The organism is Parafrankia sp. Ea1.12 (assembly GCF_900465275.1).
Taxonomy (GTDB): Bacteria; Actinomycetota; Actinomycetes; order Frankiales; family Frankiaceae; genus Parafrankia; species Parafrankia soli.
The window spans coordinates 31,337-50,140 of record NZ_UBIZ01000328.1 but is presented as its reverse complement, the minus strand read 5'-3'; the positions used below and the strand labels follow the sequence as shown (position 1 = coordinate 50,140).

The 18,804-nt window shown below is 72.7% G+C and carries 23 protein-coding genes; 7 read left to right on the top strand and 16 right to left on the bottom strand.

The window, feature by feature from the left end; translation table 11 throughout:
* Positions 1–181 precede the first annotated feature (181 nt).
* Together FMEAI12_RS17970 and FMEAI12_RS17965 are read left to right on the top strand one after the other, a co-directional pair.
* Complete coding sequence (locus tag FMEAI12_RS17970) at positions 182–544, top strand: DsrE family protein (protein ID WP_112106931.1); 363 nt, start codon at positions 182–184, stop codon at positions 542–544.
* Positions 545–733: 189 nt separating this feature from the next.
* On the top strand, positions 734–982 hold the full coding sequence (locus FMEAI12_RS17965; RefSeq protein WP_112106930.1) for a hypothetical protein: 249 nt from the start codon (positions 734–736) through the stop codon (positions 980–982).
* Between the two features lie 140 nt (positions 983–1,122).
* Here FMEAI12_RS17965 and FMEAI12_RS17960 read toward each other — a convergent pair whose 3' ends face one another.
* The 9 genes from FMEAI12_RS17960 to FMEAI12_RS17925 form a co-directional block, all read right to left on the bottom strand.
* Positions 1,123–1,422, bottom strand: coding sequence for a DUF1416 domain-containing protein (locus FMEAI12_RS17960; RefSeq protein ID WP_020463590.1), 300 nt, complete (start codon positions 1,420–1,422; stop codon positions 1,123–1,125).
* Positions 1,423–1,424: 2 nt separating this feature from the next.
* A complete protein-coding gene (locus tag FMEAI12_RS17955; RefSeq protein ID WP_071066507.1) occupies positions 1,425–2,258 on the bottom strand; it encodes a sulfurtransferase in 834 nt (277 codons plus the stop codon).
* Entirely contained in the window at positions 2,255–2,674 is a 420-nt protein-coding gene (locus tag FMEAI12_RS17950) for a DUF4395 domain-containing protein (RefSeq protein ID WP_112106929.1), read from the bottom strand. The genes FMEAI12_RS17955 and FMEAI12_RS17950 overlap by 4 nt, the downstream gene beginning before the upstream one ends.
* Positions 2,675–2,767: 93 nt before the next feature.
* On the bottom strand, positions 2,768–2,845 hold the full coding sequence (locus FMEAI12_RS39990) for a putative leader peptide (RefSeq protein WP_368672084.1): 78 nt from the start codon (positions 2,843–2,845) through the stop codon (positions 2,768–2,770).
* A 37-nt stretch (positions 2,846–2,882) separates the two neighbouring features.
* Positions 2,883–3,551, bottom strand: coding sequence for a thioredoxin family protein (locus FMEAI12_RS38305; protein WP_235014140.1), 669 nt, complete (start codon positions 3,549–3,551; stop codon positions 2,883–2,885).
* An 81-nt stretch (positions 3,552–3,632) separates the two neighbouring features.
* The gene (locus tag FMEAI12_RS17940) at positions 3,633–4,400 is read right to left on the bottom strand and encodes a DUF2993 domain-containing protein (protein WP_112106928.1); all 768 of its coding nucleotides are present in this window, start codon (positions 4,398–4,400) and stop codon (positions 3,633–3,635) included.
* On the bottom strand, positions 4,397–5,401 hold the full coding sequence (locus tag FMEAI12_RS17935) for a hypothetical protein (protein WP_235014138.1): 1,005 nt from the start codon (positions 5,399–5,401) through the stop codon (positions 4,397–4,399). The genes FMEAI12_RS17940 and FMEAI12_RS17935 overlap by 4 nt, the downstream gene beginning before the upstream one ends.
* Before the next feature lie 383 nt (positions 5,402–5,784).
* The gene (locus FMEAI12_RS17930; RefSeq protein ID WP_020463596.1) at positions 5,785–6,039 is read right to left on the bottom strand and encodes a MoaD/ThiS family protein; all 255 of its coding nucleotides are present in this window, start codon (positions 6,037–6,039) and stop codon (positions 5,785–5,787) included.
* 64 nt (positions 6,040–6,103) lie between these two features.
* A complete protein-coding gene (locus tag FMEAI12_RS17925; protein WP_235014136.1) occupies positions 6,104–7,177 on the bottom strand; it encodes an alpha/beta fold hydrolase in 1,074 nt (357 codons plus the stop codon).
* 90 nt (positions 7,178–7,267) lie between these two features.
* On the opposite strand from FMEAI12_RS17925, the gene FMEAI12_RS17920 reads away from it, so the two are divergent.
* Positions 7,268–8,011: a response regulator transcription factor gene (locus FMEAI12_RS17920; RefSeq protein ID WP_020463598.1), complete on the top strand. Its 744-nt coding sequence runs from the start codon at positions 7,268–7,270 to the stop codon at positions 8,009–8,011.
* Positions 8,012–8,431: 420 nt separating this feature from the next.
* Positions 8,432–9,400: a mycothiol synthase gene (gene mshD, locus FMEAI12_RS17915; protein WP_112106926.1), complete on the top strand. Its 969-nt coding sequence runs from the start codon at positions 8,432–8,434 to the stop codon at positions 9,398–9,400.
* A gap of 52 nt (positions 9,401–9,452) precedes the next feature.
* Here mshD and FMEAI12_RS17910 read toward each other — a convergent pair whose 3' ends face one another.
* Complete coding sequence (locus tag FMEAI12_RS17910) at positions 9,453–9,884, bottom strand: STAS domain-containing protein (RefSeq protein ID WP_235014135.1); 432 nt, start codon at positions 9,882–9,884, stop codon at positions 9,453–9,455.
* Between the two features lie 496 nt (positions 9,885–10,380).
* Here FMEAI12_RS17910 and FMEAI12_RS17905 point away from each other — a divergent pair, with 496 nt between their 5' ends.
* Complete coding sequence (locus tag FMEAI12_RS17905; protein ID WP_112106924.1) at positions 10,381–10,998, top strand: hypothetical protein; 618 nt, start codon at positions 10,381–10,383, stop codon at positions 10,996–10,998.
* A 123-nt stretch (positions 10,999–11,121) separates the two neighbouring features.
* Here FMEAI12_RS17905 and FMEAI12_RS17900 read toward each other — a convergent pair whose 3' ends face one another.
* From FMEAI12_RS17900 to FMEAI12_RS17890, 3 genes are all read right to left on the bottom strand, one after another.
* Complete coding sequence (locus FMEAI12_RS17900; RefSeq protein ID WP_235014147.1) at positions 11,122–11,535, bottom strand: hypothetical protein; 414 nt, start codon at positions 11,533–11,535, stop codon at positions 11,122–11,124.
* 399 nt (positions 11,536–11,934) lie between these two features.
* Positions 11,935–12,615, bottom strand: coding sequence for a pentapeptide repeat-containing protein (locus FMEAI12_RS17895; protein ID WP_235014134.1), 681 nt, complete (start codon positions 12,613–12,615; stop codon positions 11,935–11,937).
* 54 nt (positions 12,616–12,669) lie between these two features.
* A complete protein-coding gene (locus FMEAI12_RS17890) occupies positions 12,670–13,404 on the bottom strand; it encodes a TMEM165/GDT1 family protein (protein ID WP_112106923.1) in 735 nt (244 codons plus the stop codon).
* A gap of 406 nt (positions 13,405–13,810) precedes the next feature.
* On the opposite strand from FMEAI12_RS17890, the gene selA reads away from it, so the two are divergent.
* Together selA and FMEAI12_RS17880 are read left to right on the top strand one after the other, a co-directional pair.
* A complete protein-coding gene (gene selA / locus FMEAI12_RS17885; RefSeq protein ID WP_112106922.1) occupies positions 13,811–15,289 on the top strand; it encodes an L-seryl-tRNA(Sec) selenium transferase in 1,479 nt (492 codons plus the stop codon).
* Positions 15,290–15,313: 24 nt separating this feature from the next.
* Complete coding sequence (locus tag FMEAI12_RS17880) at positions 15,314–15,925, top strand: hypothetical protein (RefSeq protein WP_112106921.1); 612 nt, start codon at positions 15,314–15,316, stop codon at positions 15,923–15,925.
* A gap of 5 nt (positions 15,926–15,930) precedes the next feature.
* Here FMEAI12_RS17880 and FMEAI12_RS17875 read toward each other — a convergent pair whose 3' ends face one another.
* The 3 genes from FMEAI12_RS17875 to FMEAI12_RS17865 form a co-directional block, all read right to left on the bottom strand.
* The gene (locus FMEAI12_RS17875; protein WP_112106920.1) at positions 15,931–16,725 is read right to left on the bottom strand and encodes an ABC transporter permease; all 795 of its coding nucleotides are present in this window, start codon (positions 16,723–16,725) and stop codon (positions 15,931–15,933) included.
* Complete coding sequence (locus FMEAI12_RS17870; RefSeq protein ID WP_235014133.1) at positions 16,722–17,705, bottom strand: ABC transporter ATP-binding protein; 984 nt, start codon at positions 17,703–17,705, stop codon at positions 16,722–16,724. Before FMEAI12_RS17870 ends, FMEAI12_RS17875 begins: the two co-directional genes overlap by 4 nt.
* A gap of 143 nt (positions 17,706–17,848) precedes the next feature.
* Positions 17,849–18,628 carry a hypothetical protein gene (locus FMEAI12_RS17865; RefSeq protein WP_112106919.1) on the bottom strand — a complete coding sequence of 260 codons (780 nt, stop codon included), beginning with the start codon at positions 18,626–18,628 and terminating at the stop codon, positions 17,849–17,851.
* Positions 18,629–18,804: the final 176 nt, after the last annotated feature.

Genomic DNA, 18,804 nt, shown 5'->3' with positions numbered 1-18,804 from the left:
GCATCGCCATGGCCACCAGCAGGCCGCTCATGAAGTAGTGCAGCACGGACCACAGCCTAGGCCGTGCCCTGACGCGTTCCGTAACGCCTGCCCCGTACCGCACCTGGCCGGTGCGTGTCCGCCACCAGCCACCAGCTACCAGCCGCCGGCCCGCGGTGGCCCGGCACGGCACACTGGACGGGTGACCCGTTCGCTGCTCGTCAAGGTGACCGCCGGCGCCGACGCCCCGGAACGCTGCTCCCAGGCTTTCACCGTAGCCTCGGTGGCCGTCGCGTCCGGAGTGGATGTCTCCCTGTGGCTCACCGGCGAATCGGCCTGGTTCGCGCTCCCGGGGCGTGCCGCGGAGTTCTCGCTGCCGGAGGCCGCGCCGTTGAACGATCTTCTCGACGCGATTCTCACCGCCGGCCGGGTGACCCTGTGCACGCAGTGCGCCGCCCGCCGGTCGATCGGCCCGGACGACGTCATTCCCGGGGTCCGCATCGCCGGGGCGGCCGTCTTCGTGAGTGAGGCGCTCGCCGACGACGTCCAGGCGCTCGTCTACTGACGTCCGCTCCGCCGGCGTCCGCATGTGGCCGGCGTCCGCAGGTGGCTGACGTTCGCGTTATACGCACCTGCACATGAGCGGTGCGTGTGCACCGAGAATGCGCGCTACTTCTGCACGCGCACGGCAGACCACTGACAGCACACGACGCGGCGCGTTCACCGGAACGCCGGGATGCGCTTTCATGATCGCATGATGCCGGAGTCCGAGATGCTCTTCGCCGTGGTGCAGTTCGAGGGAGCGGGCCGGCACACGGTCCGTCGCGTGGTCGCGCCGTTCCCCGACCGCAGCGCCGCGGCGACCTTCGCCGTCGACAACGACCTGCGTCACTTCACCGTGGGCCCGATGGCCTTCGCGGTCCCCACCAGCATCCCGTTCGGCGTCGTGGACGACGCCGAGCCCGCCGACAGGTTTCCCGCCCCGCGCCAGGCCACGAGCTGACCACCACTCCGGGCCACACTCGTCCCACCTGGGATGGCGCCCCACGCGTAACAGCCGGGTCCCGGGGAGGCGATTCCTCGGGACCCGGCCGCCACCGGGCACCAAGCTGCCAGCCGGATGCCCAGAAGTGTCAGACGAGGTCAGGCCGCGACGTCGACCTGGGTGTCGACCGGCTCGCCCTGCCGGGCGACGACCTTGCGCTCACCGCTCCCGCCGGGGACGAGCGCGCGGACCGTCCACTCACCGGGGCGGGCGAAGAAACGGAACTGGCCGGTCGCCGAGAGCGGCACCTCCGCGGTGAAGTCGCCGCCGGAGTCGAGCAGCCGGGCGTAGCCGGTCGAGACCGGCGACCCGTCCTTCACCACGACGCCCTGGATCACGGTCTCCTTGGCCACGTCGATTCCTTCCACCGAGGGTCCACCACTGGTAGCGCCACACATGATCAGGCACCCTTCTCGATCGGCACGCCCACCAGGGAGCCGTACTCGGTCCACGAGCCGTCATAGTTCTTGACGTTCGCCAGGCCCAGCAGCTCGTGCAGGGCGAACCAGGTGTGCGCGGAGCGCTCCCCGATCCGGCAGTAGGCGATGGTGTCCTTCGACAGGTCGACACCGGCCTCGGAGTACAGCTTCTCCAGGTCGGCGTTCGACTTGAAGGTGCCGTCCTCGTTGGCGGTCCTCGCCCACGGGATGTTCTTCGCGGTCGGCACGTGGCCGGCCCGCTGCGACTGCTCCTGCGGCAGGTGCGCCGGGGCGAGCAGGCGGCCGCTGAACTCGTCGGGCGAGCGGACGTCCACCAGGTTCTTGTCACCGATGGCGGTGATGACCTCGTCGCGGAACGCGCGGATGTCGGTACGCGCCTCCGAGGCGGAGTACTTGGTCGCCGCGCGCGGGGTGACCTCGATGGTCAGCTCGCGGCCGTCCAGCTCCCACTTCTTGCGGCCGCCGTCGAGCAGGCGGACCTCGGCGTGGCCGTAGAGGACGAAGTACCAGTAGGCGTAGGCGGCGAACCAGTTGTTGTTGCCGCCGTAGAGCACCACGGTGTCGTCGTCGGCGATGCCCTTCTCCGACAGGAGCTTCTCGAACTGCTCCTTGTTCACGAAGTCACGGATCACCGGGTCCTGCAGCTCGGACTTCCAGTCAAGCCGCACTGCGCCGGGGATATGGCCCTTGTCGTAGGCCGACACGTCCTCGTCGACCTCGACGAGGACGACCTTGGGGTCGCCGCTGTGGGCTTCCACCCAGGTCGCGTCGACCAGCGCGTTCTCACGGCTCATGTGCGTGCTCCCTTCACGGTTGCGGAACGTAGGACGAGGTGGATCTGGCATCCGAGGCAGAATCCGAACGCCGCGTTCAGGAAGGCCGCGGCGAAGGCGAGGGCCGCCGCCGAGTAGCCCAGCGCGGCAGGCCCGGCGAGCAGCCCGACGGTTCCCAGCACGCCGAACACGGCGCCCACGGCCTGGGCGAACCGCGGGGGCGCCTCGTCCTCCAGGTCGGCGGGCGGGCCGAGCCGCGGCCGGACGAGGTGACGGAACACCAGCCCGTAGGGGGCGTTTCGGATCCCGGCCACGGCGCCGACCAGGAAGACCACGGTCTGCGCGAGCAGGAGCCACGGATTACCGGTAATGATCGTTACGGCGAGTACAACAGTGGTCACGGCCGCGGCGAACCGCGGCCCACGTGGATCCACCATGGTGCTGTTCTCCTGACCTGCAAACGAGCTCGGGCAGCCGGGCGGGGCTGCCACACCCGGCCGGCACGGGCGCGGACGTACGTCAACGCGCTGTCAGAAGATGCGACACAAGCAGCTGCTCACGCGGCACAGGTCGACCGCGCGGCGCTTGACCAGCTCAGTGCTGCACATGGTTCGTGTCACGGTAGCAGCGAACGTCACGTCTGTGTTAAGCGTTACCCGACAGACCCACCGAATCACCATCAGTACCCTTCCGATGGTCTCCGGGCGCCGACTCGACGAGCGACGCGAGGGTCGCCAGGACGGCGTCCCGGGTCGGCGGCGCACCGCTCGCCCTGCGTGCCTCGACACCCTCGGCGTCGAGGACGAGCACCGTCGGCGTCCGGCGCACACCCAGCCTGCGCACCAACTCCAGGTGCGACTCGGCGTCCACCTCGACATGGCGCACCCCCGGCACGATCGCGGCGACGTCGGCGAGCACCCTCCGGACCACCCGACAGGGGGCGCAGAACGCCGTCGAGAACTGCAGCAGGGTCGCGACCTCGCCGGGCACGTGCCCCAGCGCCGCAAGCTCCGCCGTCAGACCACCCCGCCCGCCCCGCGCCGTCTCGCCAGGCGCCGTCTCGCCAGGCGCCTCGGGGCGGTGATCGCCCGGATCAGGGCCCGGCACCGCACCGACACCGGTCACCGCCGCCGGACCCGCGTCCCCACGACCCTCACGTTCACCACCTCCGTGCTGGTCACCGCGGCGCGCGCCGGCGCCCCGGGGACCACCGCGCACCCGGGACACCCGGAACCGGCCGTCCCGCGCCCTGGTCACCAGGCCGACCCCGGTCGCCGCTACAAGTGCCGCCAGCAGGACCCACACGCCGGTCATGGCGGGTGCAGCGCCTCAGGACCGCGAAACCTTCCCACCTCCGTGCGAGGCGCGAGGCGCGCGTGCGCGCCGGGCCGCGGGTCAGAGGCCGGGTGTGCCCGCGGGGGCGACCGTCGGGGCGACGGTGGCGTCGAGCAGCACGTTCTCCCCACCAGCGGCGAACGTCAGCCGGTCGGCGCCCACTGTGGCGGACCGCAGCTTCATGTTGAACGGCAGCCCGGTCACCGGCACCCGCACCGTGAGCAGTGAGCGGACGGTGTCGAGCAGGCCCGGCGGGATCACCGCCGCCAGGCCGGGGGCCAGGTCGCGCGGGGTGAAGGTGACAGCGTCCGGCGCGACGCCGATATCGGTCGTACCGGAGACGGGGTAGGCCGTGCCGAGGAGATCGACCGTTCCGCCGACCTGGATCCCCTGCCCGGCCGGGCTGATCTTCAGCTGCGAGTTCTGACTGGCCAGGTATGCGTTCAGGTCGTTGAAGGTCAGGTCGACCTCGGCGTCGACCTGGTCGACGGGCACCCGCTCGACCGCGCCGCGCAGGACGTCGGAGAGCGGGAGCCGCACCCCTGTCAGGTCGGCGTGGACGCGATCGATCCGTGTGCCGTCCTGCTCGTAGCCGCGGACCTCGAGCTGGACGTCGCGATACCGGCCGGCGACGACCTGGGTGAGGAAGGGGAAGCCGCCGAGGGACACATCTGGCCGTTGCGCCAGGTTCTCGGCGTTCTGGGCCCTGGTCGCGATCTGGTCGGCGACCACGCGTGCGGCGACCCGGTCCAGCACCCCGACGACGATCAGAGCCACGACCATTGTGATCAGGAAGATGCGCAGGCCGCGCCGGCCACCGGGGCTCATCCGGGAAGCTGCCTGCCGACGAGGTACACCATGGGCGCCGCCAGCGCGATCGGGAGCAGCGCGCCGAGCAGCACCCCGGCCAGGGCGCCTCCCGGAGCGAGAACGCCACGCGAGGCAGGGCTGCCCGAGACAGGGCTGCCCGAGGCAAGGCCACCCGGAGCGAGGCCACCCGGGGCGAGGGCCCCGGCTCGTGGCTCGGAGTCCGGCGCGGACGGTGCCTCGGGCGCGGTCTGGCCCAGCAGGAGGCTCACGCACGCGGCGGCAACGGCCCCGGCGGCGGCGAGGGCGGCCGCCGGGGCCGCCCCGAGGTCCGTGAGCGAGCCGTAGAGCGAGCCCGCACCCGCACCCGCCATGGCGCCGAACGCCGCCGCGATGAGGACCACAGCTCGTGCCACACCCCCGCCCACCGAGCCAGGTCCGCCGGGCGCCGCGAAACGGCCGAGGCCGGCGAGCGCGGCCAGCAGCCGGCCGGCCAGTACCGACGTCCCGGCCCCGATCAGCCCGGCGATCACCATGCTGTCGGCGGGGTTCGGGGCTCCGGCCTCCGAGCGCAGCACCAGGAATCCGGTCAGGAAGGCGGTGACGGCGACACCGCCCAGCGCGGCAGCCATGTCACCGCTGACCCGGTCCGCCGCGCGGGACGGCCGACCCTCCGCGGGCACCGCCGCGGGGCCGGGCCGGTGTACGCGCCGCGCGAGCTGGTAGAGCACCGTCACCGCGAGGGAGACCCCGATGACGCCGGCGACCGTGCCGATCCCATTGTCGTCGTAGCCGTGACCGCCCGCTTCGCCGTCGCCGGGCCAGAGCACGGCGAGGTCACAGGCCAGCGCGCTGCCGGCGACGAGGGCGACGGTTCCCGCCGAGGCACCGAGGGAGCGCGTCCACGCCCAGCCGAGGACAATCTGCGCCGCGAGCAGCACTCCCGCCAGCGCCCAGGGACCAGCGACCGCCGCGAACGCCGCACCGGCGGCCAGCACCGCGACCGTCGCCCCGACGGACACCGCCTCAAGCCCACCCGGCAGAACCGATGGGACCGGCAGGTCCGGTTCGCCCGGCGCGACCGACGGATCCGGCAGGGCCGGTTCGGCCGGGCGTGCCGCACCGACCGGCCGGGCGACTTCCGGCGATCCGGGCGAACCGGGCTCGGGCGTGGGCACCGCACCATGCTGCCACGGTCGATCGACGAAGATTCCAGGGCCCAACGGTGGCTGCATGTGTCCGTGCGTCAGCCGGCCGCGGACGCCCGCACCCAGCGCCGTCATCGCGACCCAGGCCGCACCGAATCATCGAACTACTTGTCGTTCGCCGTCCCACTCGCCGCTTCAGGAGCAGAGCAGCCCCATCGACCCCGAAACGGCGAGCACGACGTCAAAGAGAGAGCGGCTCATCCCCCCGCGAACGGGGGTAACACCTCGATGAGCGCGCCTTCCCGCAGCGTGACGCTGTCGGGATCACGCCGGCCGACGGGCTCGTCGTCCACCAGGAAGGCGCACCTCGCGAGTACCGCACCGAGGCGCTCGCCCCGGCGTTCGGTGACGTCGGCCAGCGCGGTCGCGAGGGTGGCGGCGTCGAGCTCCTCCTGGGCGACGCCGGCCGCGTCGCGGGCCGCGGCCCAGTACCTGACCATGATGCGTGCCACGGTTCTCCTTCACGTCTAGTCCACGTCGACCGCGTCCGGTCAGTCCACGTCGACTCAATCCACGTCAACCGCGTCGTGACCGGCTCCCTCGGCCAGGGCCGGAACGACGCCACTCCCCCGCCGCTCCCCGCCGCGCGACCGGTGGCCGCAGGACTCCGGACGACGGTTCGCCCAGTATTGGGGACGTGTCACCTCCCGGGCCCCGGCCAACCCCCCGGCCAGCGTCGAGACCCGCCCCCAGGCCCTCGGCCGTCTCCCCGGCGATGCGCCCCGCGCGCGCCGACCACTCGGGACGGCCGGCCAGCAGATCGGGCAGGTGGGCGCCGATGCGGTCGAGCAGGCCCGCGGTGGCGGCGGCCTCGGCGTGGCCGAATCCCGGGACCACCCACAGCTGCCCGGTCGGGCTGGCCGCGGCGGCCAGCGCCCGCGGGTGCTCGAGCGTGAAGTACGAGTCACGGTCACCGTGCACGATCAGGACGGGCGTCGGCGCGATCCGTCCGATGAGTTCGACCGGCGAGGGCGGCACCGCCGGCCATGGCTGCGCGGCGATGCGCACGCCCAGGGCGACCCGGGCCGCGGCTCGTCCGGACGCCGTCTCGGCGAACCAGTGGATGCGGCGCATCGGCGCCGTGTCGCGGACGAACCACCGGCTCGCGGCACTGACGGCGACGACCGCGTCCGGACGGTGCCGGACCCGGTGCCCGTGCGCCGGCTCGCCGCCGGCTGCCAGCCCCGCGTGCCGGACCACCACGGCACCACCCATGGACCACCCCATAGTGACCACTTCGCGGTAGCCGAGCCGTCGCGCCTCGCCTACCGCCGCGTCGACATCCAGGACTTCGCGGTCCCCGAAAGTGCAGGTGCCGGTCGATCTGCCGTGACCTCGCAGGTCCATCGACAGCACACTCACGTGCGTGCGCAATCCGGCTGTTACAGCACGCAGCGCGGGTCGCCCGATCGATCCGGAGAACCCGTGGACGAGAACGACGCAGACCCCGTGCGGGTCTGTCACCGCGGGAACACGATTACGCAGCTCCGTGGCCAGGATCTCAGCGTCTGCGGTGGGAAGAAGTCGGTAGACAGTAGGAGCGGAGTAGGGCACTCCGCTATCCTCCCCATGGACCGGTGCTCGTTTCATGCCCATGACGGTCGTGGAACGTGGGACACCGGAGACAAGGATCGCTGGGTCGACGCTGCCCCAACACACACCGCACCTGGAGGAGCCGTCTTGAGCGTCGTCCTTTTGCTCACCAACGCCCCCGGTCCGTCAGCCGAGTCCTTCCCGTCGCTCGGCCTGCTCACGCACACGGTCCGGGTGGCACCGCTGGAGGCAAGCGCACTGCTCGACGCACCGCCGGTCGATGTGATCGTCGTCGACGGCCGCCGTGAGCTCGTGATCGCGCGGGGCCTGTGCCGGCTGCTGCGCACCACCGGGCTCACCACCCCGCTGCTCGCCCTTGTCACCGAGGGTGGGCTCGCCGCCGTGTCGGCGGACTGGGGCGTCGACGACGTGGTCCTCGACACCGCGGGTCCCGCCGAGGTCGAGGCGCGGCTGCGCCTGGCCATCGGGCGGGTCGCCGCCGCCGGCGGTACGGCCGAGGCCGGGGTCATCCGGTCCGGCGACCTGTCGGTCGACGAGACCACCTACTCCGCCAAGCTGCGTGGACGTCCGCTCGAGCTCACGTTCAAGGAGTTCGAGCTGCTCAAGTACCTCGCGCAGCACCCGGGGCGGGTCTTCACCCGCGCGCAGCTCCTGCAGGAGGTCTGGGGCTACGACTACTACGGCGGCACCCGCACGGTTGACGTGCACGTCCGCCGGCTGCGGGCGAAGCTCGGGCCCGAGCACGAGGCGATGATCGGAACCGTCCGCCACGTTGGCTACAAGTTCGTGGCGCCGCCGATCTCGCCGCTGCCCGAGTCCGGTGCCAACCGTATGGACCGGGACGACATCCGCACCCCCGAGCGCGTCTGACCTCACCACTGGCGCTACCCGCTCCACAGGCGCCACTTGCTCCACAGGCACGGGGCTCGCGCCAGCACCACCGCGCGCGTTCCGAAAGGGTCCGACGGTCGTCGGTGACGACGACCGCCGGACCCTTTCGGCGTTTCCGGCGTCTTCCGCCACCATCGCCCTGCGCCACCGGCGCCTTCCGCTACCGGCGCCTTCCGCCACCGGTCACGGACAGCCATGGTCGGCGTCCGTTGACGCCTGACGTAACCTCGTGGTCACGTGCAGACGCAGGCTCCGCCGCGACCGGGCGGGACACAGGTCCCGCCGCCACCGCCCCCCGCCGGCGCTCGTCACATTGACACCGGTACCGGGAAGATCGACGTTCTGGGGAACGTCCTCGTGCCGGGCGAATGTCCGGCCCGGACGCACTAACGTCGACTGGTGACCTCGCTGAGCTGGCTCCGCGCGCTCGATGTGGCCGACATCGCCGCCATCACCGACCTGCTGGCCGCGGCCGAGCGGGCCGACGGCAACGGCGGCGTCTCCGAGGACGTCCGCCTCGCCCTCCGCCCCGGCCCGGTCGGTGGCGGCGTGGAGCACCTGGTCGCCCGCGCCGGCTCGGCTGTCGTCGGCTACGCGGCGCTCGGCGGCACGGCCATGGAGCGGCAGGCTGAGCTGGTTGTCCATCCCGACCACCGCCGCAGGGGAGTCGGCACCGCGCTCGTCCACGCCCTCTTCGCGACGACGTCACCGGTCTCGTTGAACATCTGGGCACACGGGGACACACCGGCCGCGGCCGCGCTGGCCGCGCGCAACGGGTTCGACCGGGAGCGGGTGCTCCTGCAGCTGCGCCGGCCCCTGGCTTCGGCCCGCCCCGGTGATCCGGATGATCTGCCAAGGCCCATCATCCCGGCCGACGTGACGATCCGGGCCTTCGAAGTGGGCGTGGACGAGGAGGCCTGGCTCGCCGTCAACGCCGAGGCCTTCGCCGACCACCCCGAGCAGGGCCGCTGGACGCTGGACGACCTGCGTGCGCGGGAGGGTGAGTCCTGGTTCGACCCGGCCGGCTTCTTCCTCGCCGAACGGAACGGCGCCCTGCTCGGCTTCCACTGGACCAAGGTGCACCCGCAGGACCCGGTACCCGAGCACCCCGCCGCGCCGGACCAGCCGGCCGGGCAACCAGGGCCGATCGGTGAGGTCTACGTCGTCGGAGTGGCCTCGGCGGCGGCGGGCACCGGGCTGGGCGCGGCGTTGACGATCGTGGGTCTGCGGCACCTGCGCGACATCGGCCTGGCCTCGGTGATGCTCTACGTGGACGAGGACAACGCGCGCGCCGTCCGTCTCTACACCCGGCTCGGGTTCCGCCGGCACGCCGCCGACGTCTCCTACCGGCACCCGGCGCGCGGCTAGGCCCGGTGCCGTGGATGGACGCAGCGACGGGTCCGTTCAGGGGCCGGGCAGCTCAGGCTCCGCGGCGCGACACCACTCCCGGCCACCGTTCCATGCCACGCGCGCCGCTCGCCCGCATGCCGTTCGGACGCGCAGCATTGGAGCGCGTGCCGTTCGGGACGGCGACCGAGCCGTGGTCGACGTCGATCACGGTCGTCAGATTGGTCACGTCGAGCAGCCGGTAGGTGTTCTCGTTCAGGTTTCGCAGAATCAGGCGCCCGCCCGCGGACCGCTGCCGCTGGTGCGCGTAGAGGATCACGGCAAGCCCCTGCGAGTCCAGGAACGAGACCTGCTCGAGATCGACGACGATCTCACGAACTCCGGCGATTCGGGCGTCGAGCAACGCCTCCCGCAGCGGTTCCAGTGACGAGTAGTCGATCTCGCCAACCGGGTGCACCACGACAGCGTCCCGACCTGTCACTTCCACACGCACGCTGGGGACCATGGCTCCGCTGTCGGCCGAAACGACGGTGCGGGGCGGGAAGCACGGCCGGCCTGCCTCCCGCGGCGCGACGCGCTCCTGACAAGCGCGATAATCCAGCTACTACCCCTCCGCTATCGGGCTCACACCCGCGCGTCCGTCACGTTTTCATCCGTCCGCGTCTTCGCCGTGGGCGGGCGTGGGAGCGGCCACAGCGATCTCCCCCGGCCTGCGCTGACACCCGATGGCGTAGAACAGCTACCTGAAGCAATCTGGTTTACGTGGAGCAACCGACCGGCGGAATTTGCGTCTCTCTGTGGTCCTGTTTCACGGTGGTCCTGTTTCACGCGGGACGGCCCACCGCGGCCACCTCCACCGATCTCCGCCGCCGATCCGTCGAGGAAAGGCGGATGCCGGGTAAAGCTCCCCGGCCCGCGGGGTGTAATGGCCGAAATTCACATGAGAGCGTCGTCCCGTGAACAGCGATCGAGCAATCCCTCGGCCGCGGACAGGAGTAACGATGCCCCGATCCACCCCCAGCCCCATCACGGCCCCGGCCACCGGGCCGCGCGACGCTCACTCCGGGTCACCCTCGGATCCGGCGATCTCCCCGACCGGCACCACGACGGCCCCGACCGACGTCCCGACGTTCCCGAGTGACACCAGGATCTTCGTCGGCCGGGTCGACGGGACCGCCGTCACCGTCACCGTGACGCCCGGTTCGGGGGGCCGTCCGGAGACTGGGCCCACGGGCGGGTCCCGGGGCGCTCACGTCAATAGCGACAACGAGATCACGGACGACGAGGACACGGAAGGCAAGGAGGAGGAGGTGACCGTGCGGCTGCGGATCGAACCGCCGGAACCGGGCCGTGCCGCCTTCGTCGACCTCGAGCCGGACGAGATCCTCCGCATAGTCGATCACCTGATGACGATCGTCTCCACGCGGCCGGCCGCGTTCCGGGCCGCACCCGAGCCGGCCGGGGGCGCTTCACGGCTCACGGTCGTGGCGACCGAGGGCACGACGGCCGGAGGCCTGCGCCAGGCGCTGGCCTCCGTGCCGGCCGAGGCCCGGTTGCAGGACTTCGTCACCGACACCGAGGTCGTCCTCGTCTTCGGCCAGCACCGGCAGCGGCCCTGAAGACGCTGGTACCGGCGGCGGTCCAGAAGCCGCCGATGCCCGCGGCGGCCCTGAAACCGCAGGTGCCCGCGGCGGGACACCACTGCCGGGCCACTGCCTGCCAGCGGAGAACAGCCAGGTCGGTCAGCCCCCGGGGACGCCGGCCCGCCGCGTGTCCAGATCGGCGCGGTCGGCGACCCAGTACGGGCCCTCGTCCTCCACCACGTCAGCCATGATCACATAGTGGTGGCCCTGATGGCCGGTCGGAAGCAGGCAGGTCATCCCCTCGGCGCGGCACCCGGGAGCCGTGATGGTCCTCGGGGCGGACCACGACAGCCAGACCTCCTCGTTCCCCCATCCCTGCAGTACCGCCATGTGGTTGTCCGGGTGGCCCTGCTGAAGCGCGCAGGTCACCTCGCTGGGCACCTCGTACGCGGCTCCTGGCACATCGTCGAGCCGTATCGCTATCTCTTCGGGCACGCGCTGCCAGGCACCGCAGCTGCCCTCCTCCGTGATCATCTCGTCGCCGTTCCCTCCGCTGTCCGCCGGCAGCCCCATCGCCACCGGTTCGATCGGGCGTATTGGGGCACTCTTCGTGTCCACATCGCCACAAGCGCGATCGACGCACCGATATAAGCACGGACCGTCGCGAGGTCTCCCAGCAGGGCGGAAACATCCCGTTCATGGGTCCGCGCGCCTTTCATCACGTTCCGCATTCCGGCGATCCTCCACCTTCACCCGAAATCAGGAGAATTCCCACTAAGGACATCCGAATCGGTCATCCGGACCGGAGGTCGGGGTCGAGCCTCCGGACCACGGGTACCTCAGGCGACGGCCGTCACGCGCGCGACCGGCGGCCTCGCGGTCGCGGTCGCGGTCCGCCTGTATCACTCCAGCACCGGTATCGCCCGCTACACCGAACGCGACCAGGCACAACCCAGGTACGGGCGGAAACGCTCAGACCACAGATATTCCGAGCGCGGCGGCCATCGGCCCGGCGAGACTCGCCAGGTCCGACGAGTCCACCTCGGCTCCAGCCAGGCCATCGGCTCCCACCACGCCGTCGAAACGACATCCCCGCAGCTGAGCCGCCGCGATCTGCGTACCAGTGAAGATCGCGGAGCTGAGATCACAGTCCTCGAACCGCACGTGGTCGAGCCGTGTGTCCGTCATATCCAGCCCGGAGAGGTCGCAGTTCACGAACCGCGCCCGGCGCAGCAGGCAGGCCCGCAGCGCGAGCCCGTCCGCCCGTACCTGGTCGAACACCACGTCGTTGAGCTCCCCGCGGATCCACACCGTGCCGGACACCCGGCCGCCGGTGGCCCGGACCCGCGTCGCGCCGCCCCCGTCGAGCACGATGCCGGCCAGGACGGCCTGATCGGCGACCATGTCGCGCAACCGCAGGCCCGTGACCCGCCCGCCCAGGACACGGGCGCCGGCCAGGACGATCGACTCCACCGTCGTCCCGGTCAGGCCACCGGCGTCCGGGTCGAGTTCGCTGACGGCCGCGGCCAGGTCGTCGACGGTTCCACGGACGACCCGGCGGCCACCTCCCGCGGACGCGGCGGCACTCCCGGGCTGGTCGTCGATGGCCGGAGGGAGCGGCTGCCAAAGGTCGGTCCTGCGTCGCGGCGGCATGTGCGGAGTCTGCCGCGCCGCGTTCGGCCGGCGAACCGGGCCCGTGCCGGGCGGTCAGCCGCGGATGGCGTCCACGAGCGAGATCAGCGCCAGTGCCGTGAACGCGACCGCGGCGATCCGCGTGATCACCTTTACCGACAGGACACGAAGCAGCCCACGACCGCCGACGATGGCCAGACCCGCGACGGTCCACAGCGCGAGGACCGCGCCGAGCCACACCGCCACCGGCGCGGAGAACCGGGCGGCGAGGTTCGCCGTCGAGAACTGTGTGAGGTCACCGAGTTCCGCGACGAACACGACCGCGAAGGACGTCGCCGCGACCCGCGGGAACGTGGACCGCGACGGGTCCGCGCTCGCCGGGCGCGCCGAACTCGGCTCCGCAGCGGGAACCGGGCCGGACGCATGCCCGGTGCCAGCACCGCCAGCCGCACCGGCACCGCCCGCCGGCTCCGCGACCACGGTGGCAGCCCTCGGCGCGGGCAGCGCCTCGGCCGGGCTGGGCTCGGACTCGTCCGTGGTCTCCTCGCGTCCCTCGCGGAGCACCAGCACCGCGCCGAGCGCGAACAGCACCGCCGCGACCGCGTCGACGAGCCGCCCGGGCAGCAGCGAGATCGCGCTGCCGGCGGCGACCGCCACTGTCACGTGGATCGCGAAGGCGGCCGCGACACCCGTCCAGACGTAGAGGGGACGGTAGCGGCTGCCCAGCACGAGGCTCGCCACCATCGTCTTGTCAGGCAGTTCCGCCAGGAAGATCACACCGAAGGTGACAAGTACGGCGGTGAGGCTCACGGCTCGGGTCCCTCTCATTGGAGCCGGGCCGGGACGGGAGCCGCCTTCGACCCGGCATGACAGCCAGATCGAAGGTCTCGCCCACCTGACGGAGGTCAGGCCCGACGGCCGGGCCCGAACAGGTCGGGCCAGTATGTCGACGCGCCGGACCGTGCGGCTCCCCGGCGGCCCGACGACCGCGGCGCATCCGCCGCGCACGGAGCGCGGTGACACGGGCGCGGCGATCGGACACGGCCGGTGGCCACACGGCGGGGCTACTCCCCTTCAGCTCCGAAGCTACCCCCAACAACGCCCTGACGGAACCCACGGCGATCCCGTCTCAGGACGACAGTCAGGCCACGCATCGGGGACAGACGACGGAGAGCCAACCATCCATCACAGATAAGGGCCATTAACATCACTCAAGGTGACCGCCGATCCAGGTCGACCTCTTACCGAGCCGACGCGGTTCCTCACCACGCCCGCGCCGACCGCCGTGCTGGTGGCGCCCGCCCGGCAGGCCGGAGGCCCACGCCCGGTGATCAACGCCACCGGCATTCTCCTGCACGACGGCCTCGGCCGCGCGCCGCTGTCCCCGGCGGCCCGCACCGCGCTCGACGCCGCGGCCGGGACCTGCGACGTCGAGGTCGACCTGGTCACGGGTCGCCGCGGCCGGCGCGGCCGCACGGCGATGACCGCGCTGGCCGCGGCCGTGCCAATGGCCCGTTCCGTGCACGTGGTCAACAACAATGCGGCCGCGCTCATCCTGTCGGCCGCGGCGCTCGCGGGCCGCCGGGAGATAGTCATCAGCCGCGGCGAGCTCATCGAGACAGCCGACGGGCTCCGCCTGCCCGAGCTGCTGACGTCGACCGGAGCCCGGCTGCGCGAGGTTGGGACCACAAATCGGACCACACTCGGCGACTACGCCGACGCCATCGGGCCAGGCACCGGTTTCGTACTTCGGGTACATCCGCCCAGTTACCGGGTCGTCGGGCTGACGACGGCCCCGGCGCTCGCCGATCTCGCCGAGCTGTGCGCCGGCCGCGGTGTGCCACTCGTCGGCGATCCCGGATCCGGACTGCTGCACCCCGAGCCCACCCTGCCCGACGAACCGGACGCCTCGACCTGGCTGAGCTGCGGGGTCAGCCTGGTCACCACCTGCGGCGACAAGCTTCTCGGCGGGCCGCAGTGCGGCCTCGTCCTGGGCCGCGCGGACCTGGTCGACCGGCTGCGCCGGCATCCGCTCGCCCGCGCCCTGCGGGTGGGCAAACTGACGTTGGCCGCACTGGAGGCCACGCTGGGCACCGGGGACAACCCCGTCCGCAGGTCGCTGCGCGCCGAGCCCGCCGAGCTGCGGCACCGGGCCGAGCGGCTGGCGTCCTGGCTGCGGCAGTCCGGGGTCCCTGCCTCCGCCGTGACCAGCCGGGCGGTCGTCGGCTCGGACGGCATCGACGACACCGCCCGGGCCGGGGCCGCCGTGCGCCGCGGCGCCGTCGGAACCGGAGCGGGCCACGGCGGCCACACGGTCTACGGGTCGGGGCCGGACGTGTGGGAGAGCGGCCTGCCGAGTGCGGCCGTCGCGCTGGACGCGGCCCTGGCCGCCTTCCTGCGCCGCGGCCGCCCGTCCGTCCTCGGACGGGTCGAGCAGGGCTGCTGCCTGCTGGATCTGCGGTCGGTTCCACCGGACCTGGACCCCGTCCTCGCCGCGACGGTGCTCGCCGCCGCGGCCGAGTCGGGTACCGCCACCGCCGGCGACCTCCACGCGCTCTCCGCGGACACGCCCGCCTCCACCGTTCCTTCGGCGGCCACCGGCTGGACGGATCCGGCACGCCGGGAGGATCCGGCGGGCTGGGAAGGGCCGGGCGCCGACGCCGGGTCCGACGTCGACGCGGTCACCTTGCAGTGAGCGAACCGGCGTGAGCGTGGCCCGGTGACCCTCGGCCCGGTCAGCGAGGGCTCGGTAAGCCGTGGCCCCGTCAGCCGAGACTCGGTCGGCCGCGGCGCGGTCAGACGTGGCGCCAGCTGGGCCGGCGGATTCGTCATCGTCACCCACGGCCTGGTGCACCTGCTGGTCTGGCCGGGCGCACCGCTCGGGACGGCCGGCGCGGGCGGCGGCAAGCGCCTGCGCTGGAACGGCGACTCGTGGTCGTGGCAGCCGGGGTGGCTGCCGGCCGTCGTGGTCCACTCCGTCGGGGCGGCGCTGCTCGCGGGCGCGGTCCTCGGTTGTGTGCTGGGCGGGCTCGCGCTGCTCGGGCTGCCCGGCGTCCGCCGCTTCCCGCTGCTGACCAGCGCGGTCGGGGCCATCTGCTCGCTGCTGCTGTTCGCCCTCGTCTGGCCCGGCCTCGAACCGGACGCGGCCGAGTTCACCGCCGGGCCGGTGCTCAGCGGAGTCCTGCTGGCCGGGGCGGGCGTCGCCGCGCTGCTACGCCGACGAGCCCGCCGCTCCTCCGGCGACACACCCGCCACCAGCCCGCCCGCCGGCAGCCCGCCCGCCGGGCATCCGACGCCTGGCGGACGTCCGACACCCGCCACCGGCAGGTGAGGCCGTCAGGAGACCTCGCGGCGCAGGGTGCGGACGAAGCCGGCCACCAGCGGCACCAGGACCCACAGCGCAGACGAGACGGCCATCTGGCCGAGATGGCCGTCGAACCGCGCCTCCTGCATCCAGGTTACCGACCGCGCGCTGTCCAGCCACGGACTCAGCTTCCGCAGCACTCCGAACGAGAAGACGACGCCCCACAGGGTCGGGATGAGGTAGACGCTCACGATCGCGGCCGCGCTCGAGCCGAACAGCGCCGCGAAACCCATCGCCGAGACCGTCCCGACCACCGAGGCGAGCACGAGCCCCAGGACGAGCAGGCTCCACGGGCGGTCGGCGACGACCGAGCGGCCCAGCCCCCACTCGGCGACCGCCATCCCGCCCAGCGCGATCACGAAGGTCGCGACGACCGCGAGCAGGGCCAGGATCACGCCGACCGTGATCTTCGCAGTGAGCACCCGCGCGCGGCGTGGCTCCTGGGTGAAGGTCACCAGCACCGTGCGCTGCGTCCACTCGCTGGTCAGCGCCAGGATCACGACGACCGGCAGCAGCACGCCGAACCCGACCGAGCCGAGGCCTAGATAGACCGATGCCCACTGGTCGACGTCGTCCGGGAGCAGGAGCGGGACCAGCTGGCACAGGACGGACACGGCGGTGGCGACGGCCAGCAGCCATCGCGTGGCGCGGGTGCCCAGGCACTTGTCCCACTCCACCCGCACCAGCCGGGCGAACGGGATCGGGACGGCGGCCGGCCGCGGTGCCACCGCGCCGGGGCCACCGGTTCTCGTGGCGGTGACGGTCATCGGGCCACCTCGGTCCGGGCAGCGGTGCCGGCGGCGGAGCCGGCAACGGAGCTGGCGGCAACGGTGCCGGTGCCGGCGGGCACATCCGTGGGGAGGGAGGCGGTGAGCGAGAAGAAGAGGTCCTCGAGGGTTCCGTGGTCCGCCGGGCGCAGCTCGGTCACGAGCACGCCGGCGCCGACGGCGGCCCGGGCGACGTCCGCCGCGGTCGTGCCGGACGAGACGTCCACCAGCAGGGCCCCGTCCGGATTCGGCGTGAACGGGATCGCCGCCCGGGACAGTGCCGCCGCCAGCGCGGCCCGGTCCGGCGCGCCGACGATCAGCCCGGCGGGGGCGAGCAGCTCGTCCAGCCGCCCGCGCGCCACCACCGCGCCCGCGGCGATGACCACGAGCCGGTCGACGGTCGCCTGCACCTCGCCGAGCAGATGACTCGACAGCAGCACCGTCCCGCCGCGCGCGGCGAACTCCCGCAGCAGCCGGCGCATCCAGGCGATGCCCTCCGGGTCGAGGCCGTTCGCCGGCTCGTCCAGGATGAGGACGTACGGGTCGCCGATCAGCGCCTGGGCGAAGCCGAGCCGCTGGCGCATCCCCAACGAGTAGGTACCCGAGCGGCGGCCGGCCGCCGGGCCGGCGAGACCGACCAGGTCGAGCATCTCCTCGACCCGCTGGCGGGGGACGCCGGCCATGTCCGCGGCCGTCCGCAGGATCGCCCGGCCGCTGCGGCCGCGGTGGGTCGCGGACGCGTCCAGCAGCGTGCCGACCGCGCGGGAGGCGTTGGGCAGCGCGGCGAACGGATGTCCGTCTACGGTGGCCTGGCCGGCGTCCGGCCTGGTCAGGCCGGTGATCATGCGCAGTGTGGTGGACTTGCCGGAGCCGTTCGGGCCGAGGAAGCCCGTCACCGTCCCCGGTTCGCAGGTGAAGGAGACGTCCCGTACGACGGTGGACACCCCGTAACGTCTGGTCAGCGACTCGACACGAATCATGGCGATGATCGTGCCGGCCGACGCCCGTCGCGGGCATCGGCCGAACGGCGACTCCGCATCGACGACCGGCTCTGTCTCCGCTCCGGCCAGCGACGGTCGGCCGTGGCCGGAAGGTGATCCGCGCCGGCGGCCGAAGACAGCCCTCAGGTCAGGGAGAGCGCCGAGAGCTCGCGGTTGAGGTTGGCGCGGGCGGCCGGCTCCCAGTGCCTGCGGGCCCAGGAGGTCGCGTAGATCTCCCCGTCCAGCAGATGCCGCAGGATGGCGCCGCGCCCGGAGGCCCAGGTGTCGCCACCGACCCAGGCGTACTCCAGGCGCACCCGGCGGACGTACCGGTCGTAGGCGGGCGCGGGACGCGCGAGCACCCGCAGGTCGGCGTCGTTGACGAACGCCTCGTCGACGGACACCGCCCGGCGCCCCGCTGTGGCCTCGACCAGGCGGCACACGTCGGCGATCGCCTCGGCCTGGCAGCCGAGACGGGTCAGGACGCCGGCGGCGAGCTCGGCGGAGCGCTGTTCGTTGTCCCGCGCCCGGGAGTCGTAGACGACGTCGTGGAAGTGCACGGCGAGCAGGCAGACCGGTAGCCGCACCTCGGCGGCCTCGGCCCGGTCGGCGGCGATCAGCAGGTGGAAGGCGGCGGTCGTCTCCGCCACGTGCCGCAGGGTGTGGTAGTGCCGACCAGGTTCCTGGTACCTCCGGACGAGGTCCACGAACGCGGCGACCCGTTCCCCCGGGTCCGCCGTCGCGCCGACCGCGACCAGCGCGCCGTCGAACGCCCTGGCCAGCGGTGAGCGTGGGGCAGGGGCGGTCACGGCCGCGGCGGTCGCGGCGGGCGCGGCGGTCGCGGCGGTCGCGGTCGGGGTCGCGGGCGCACCGGGCACCGCGGCCACCGCCATCGCGGCGCCAACACCGAACTCAGCCTCCATGTGGCCTCCCGGTTCCTCGCATCCCGGTCGGGTCACCCTCGATCGTGAACGCTGTGTGGTCCGTCCGCAGCCAATTACATAGATCTACCGATCACACCTTTGGTCTATGGGTAGCCCGGTGCGCATCGCCGCAGTCGAACACGCGCGCGAAGGTGGGCGCGTGGCCGTCCAGATAA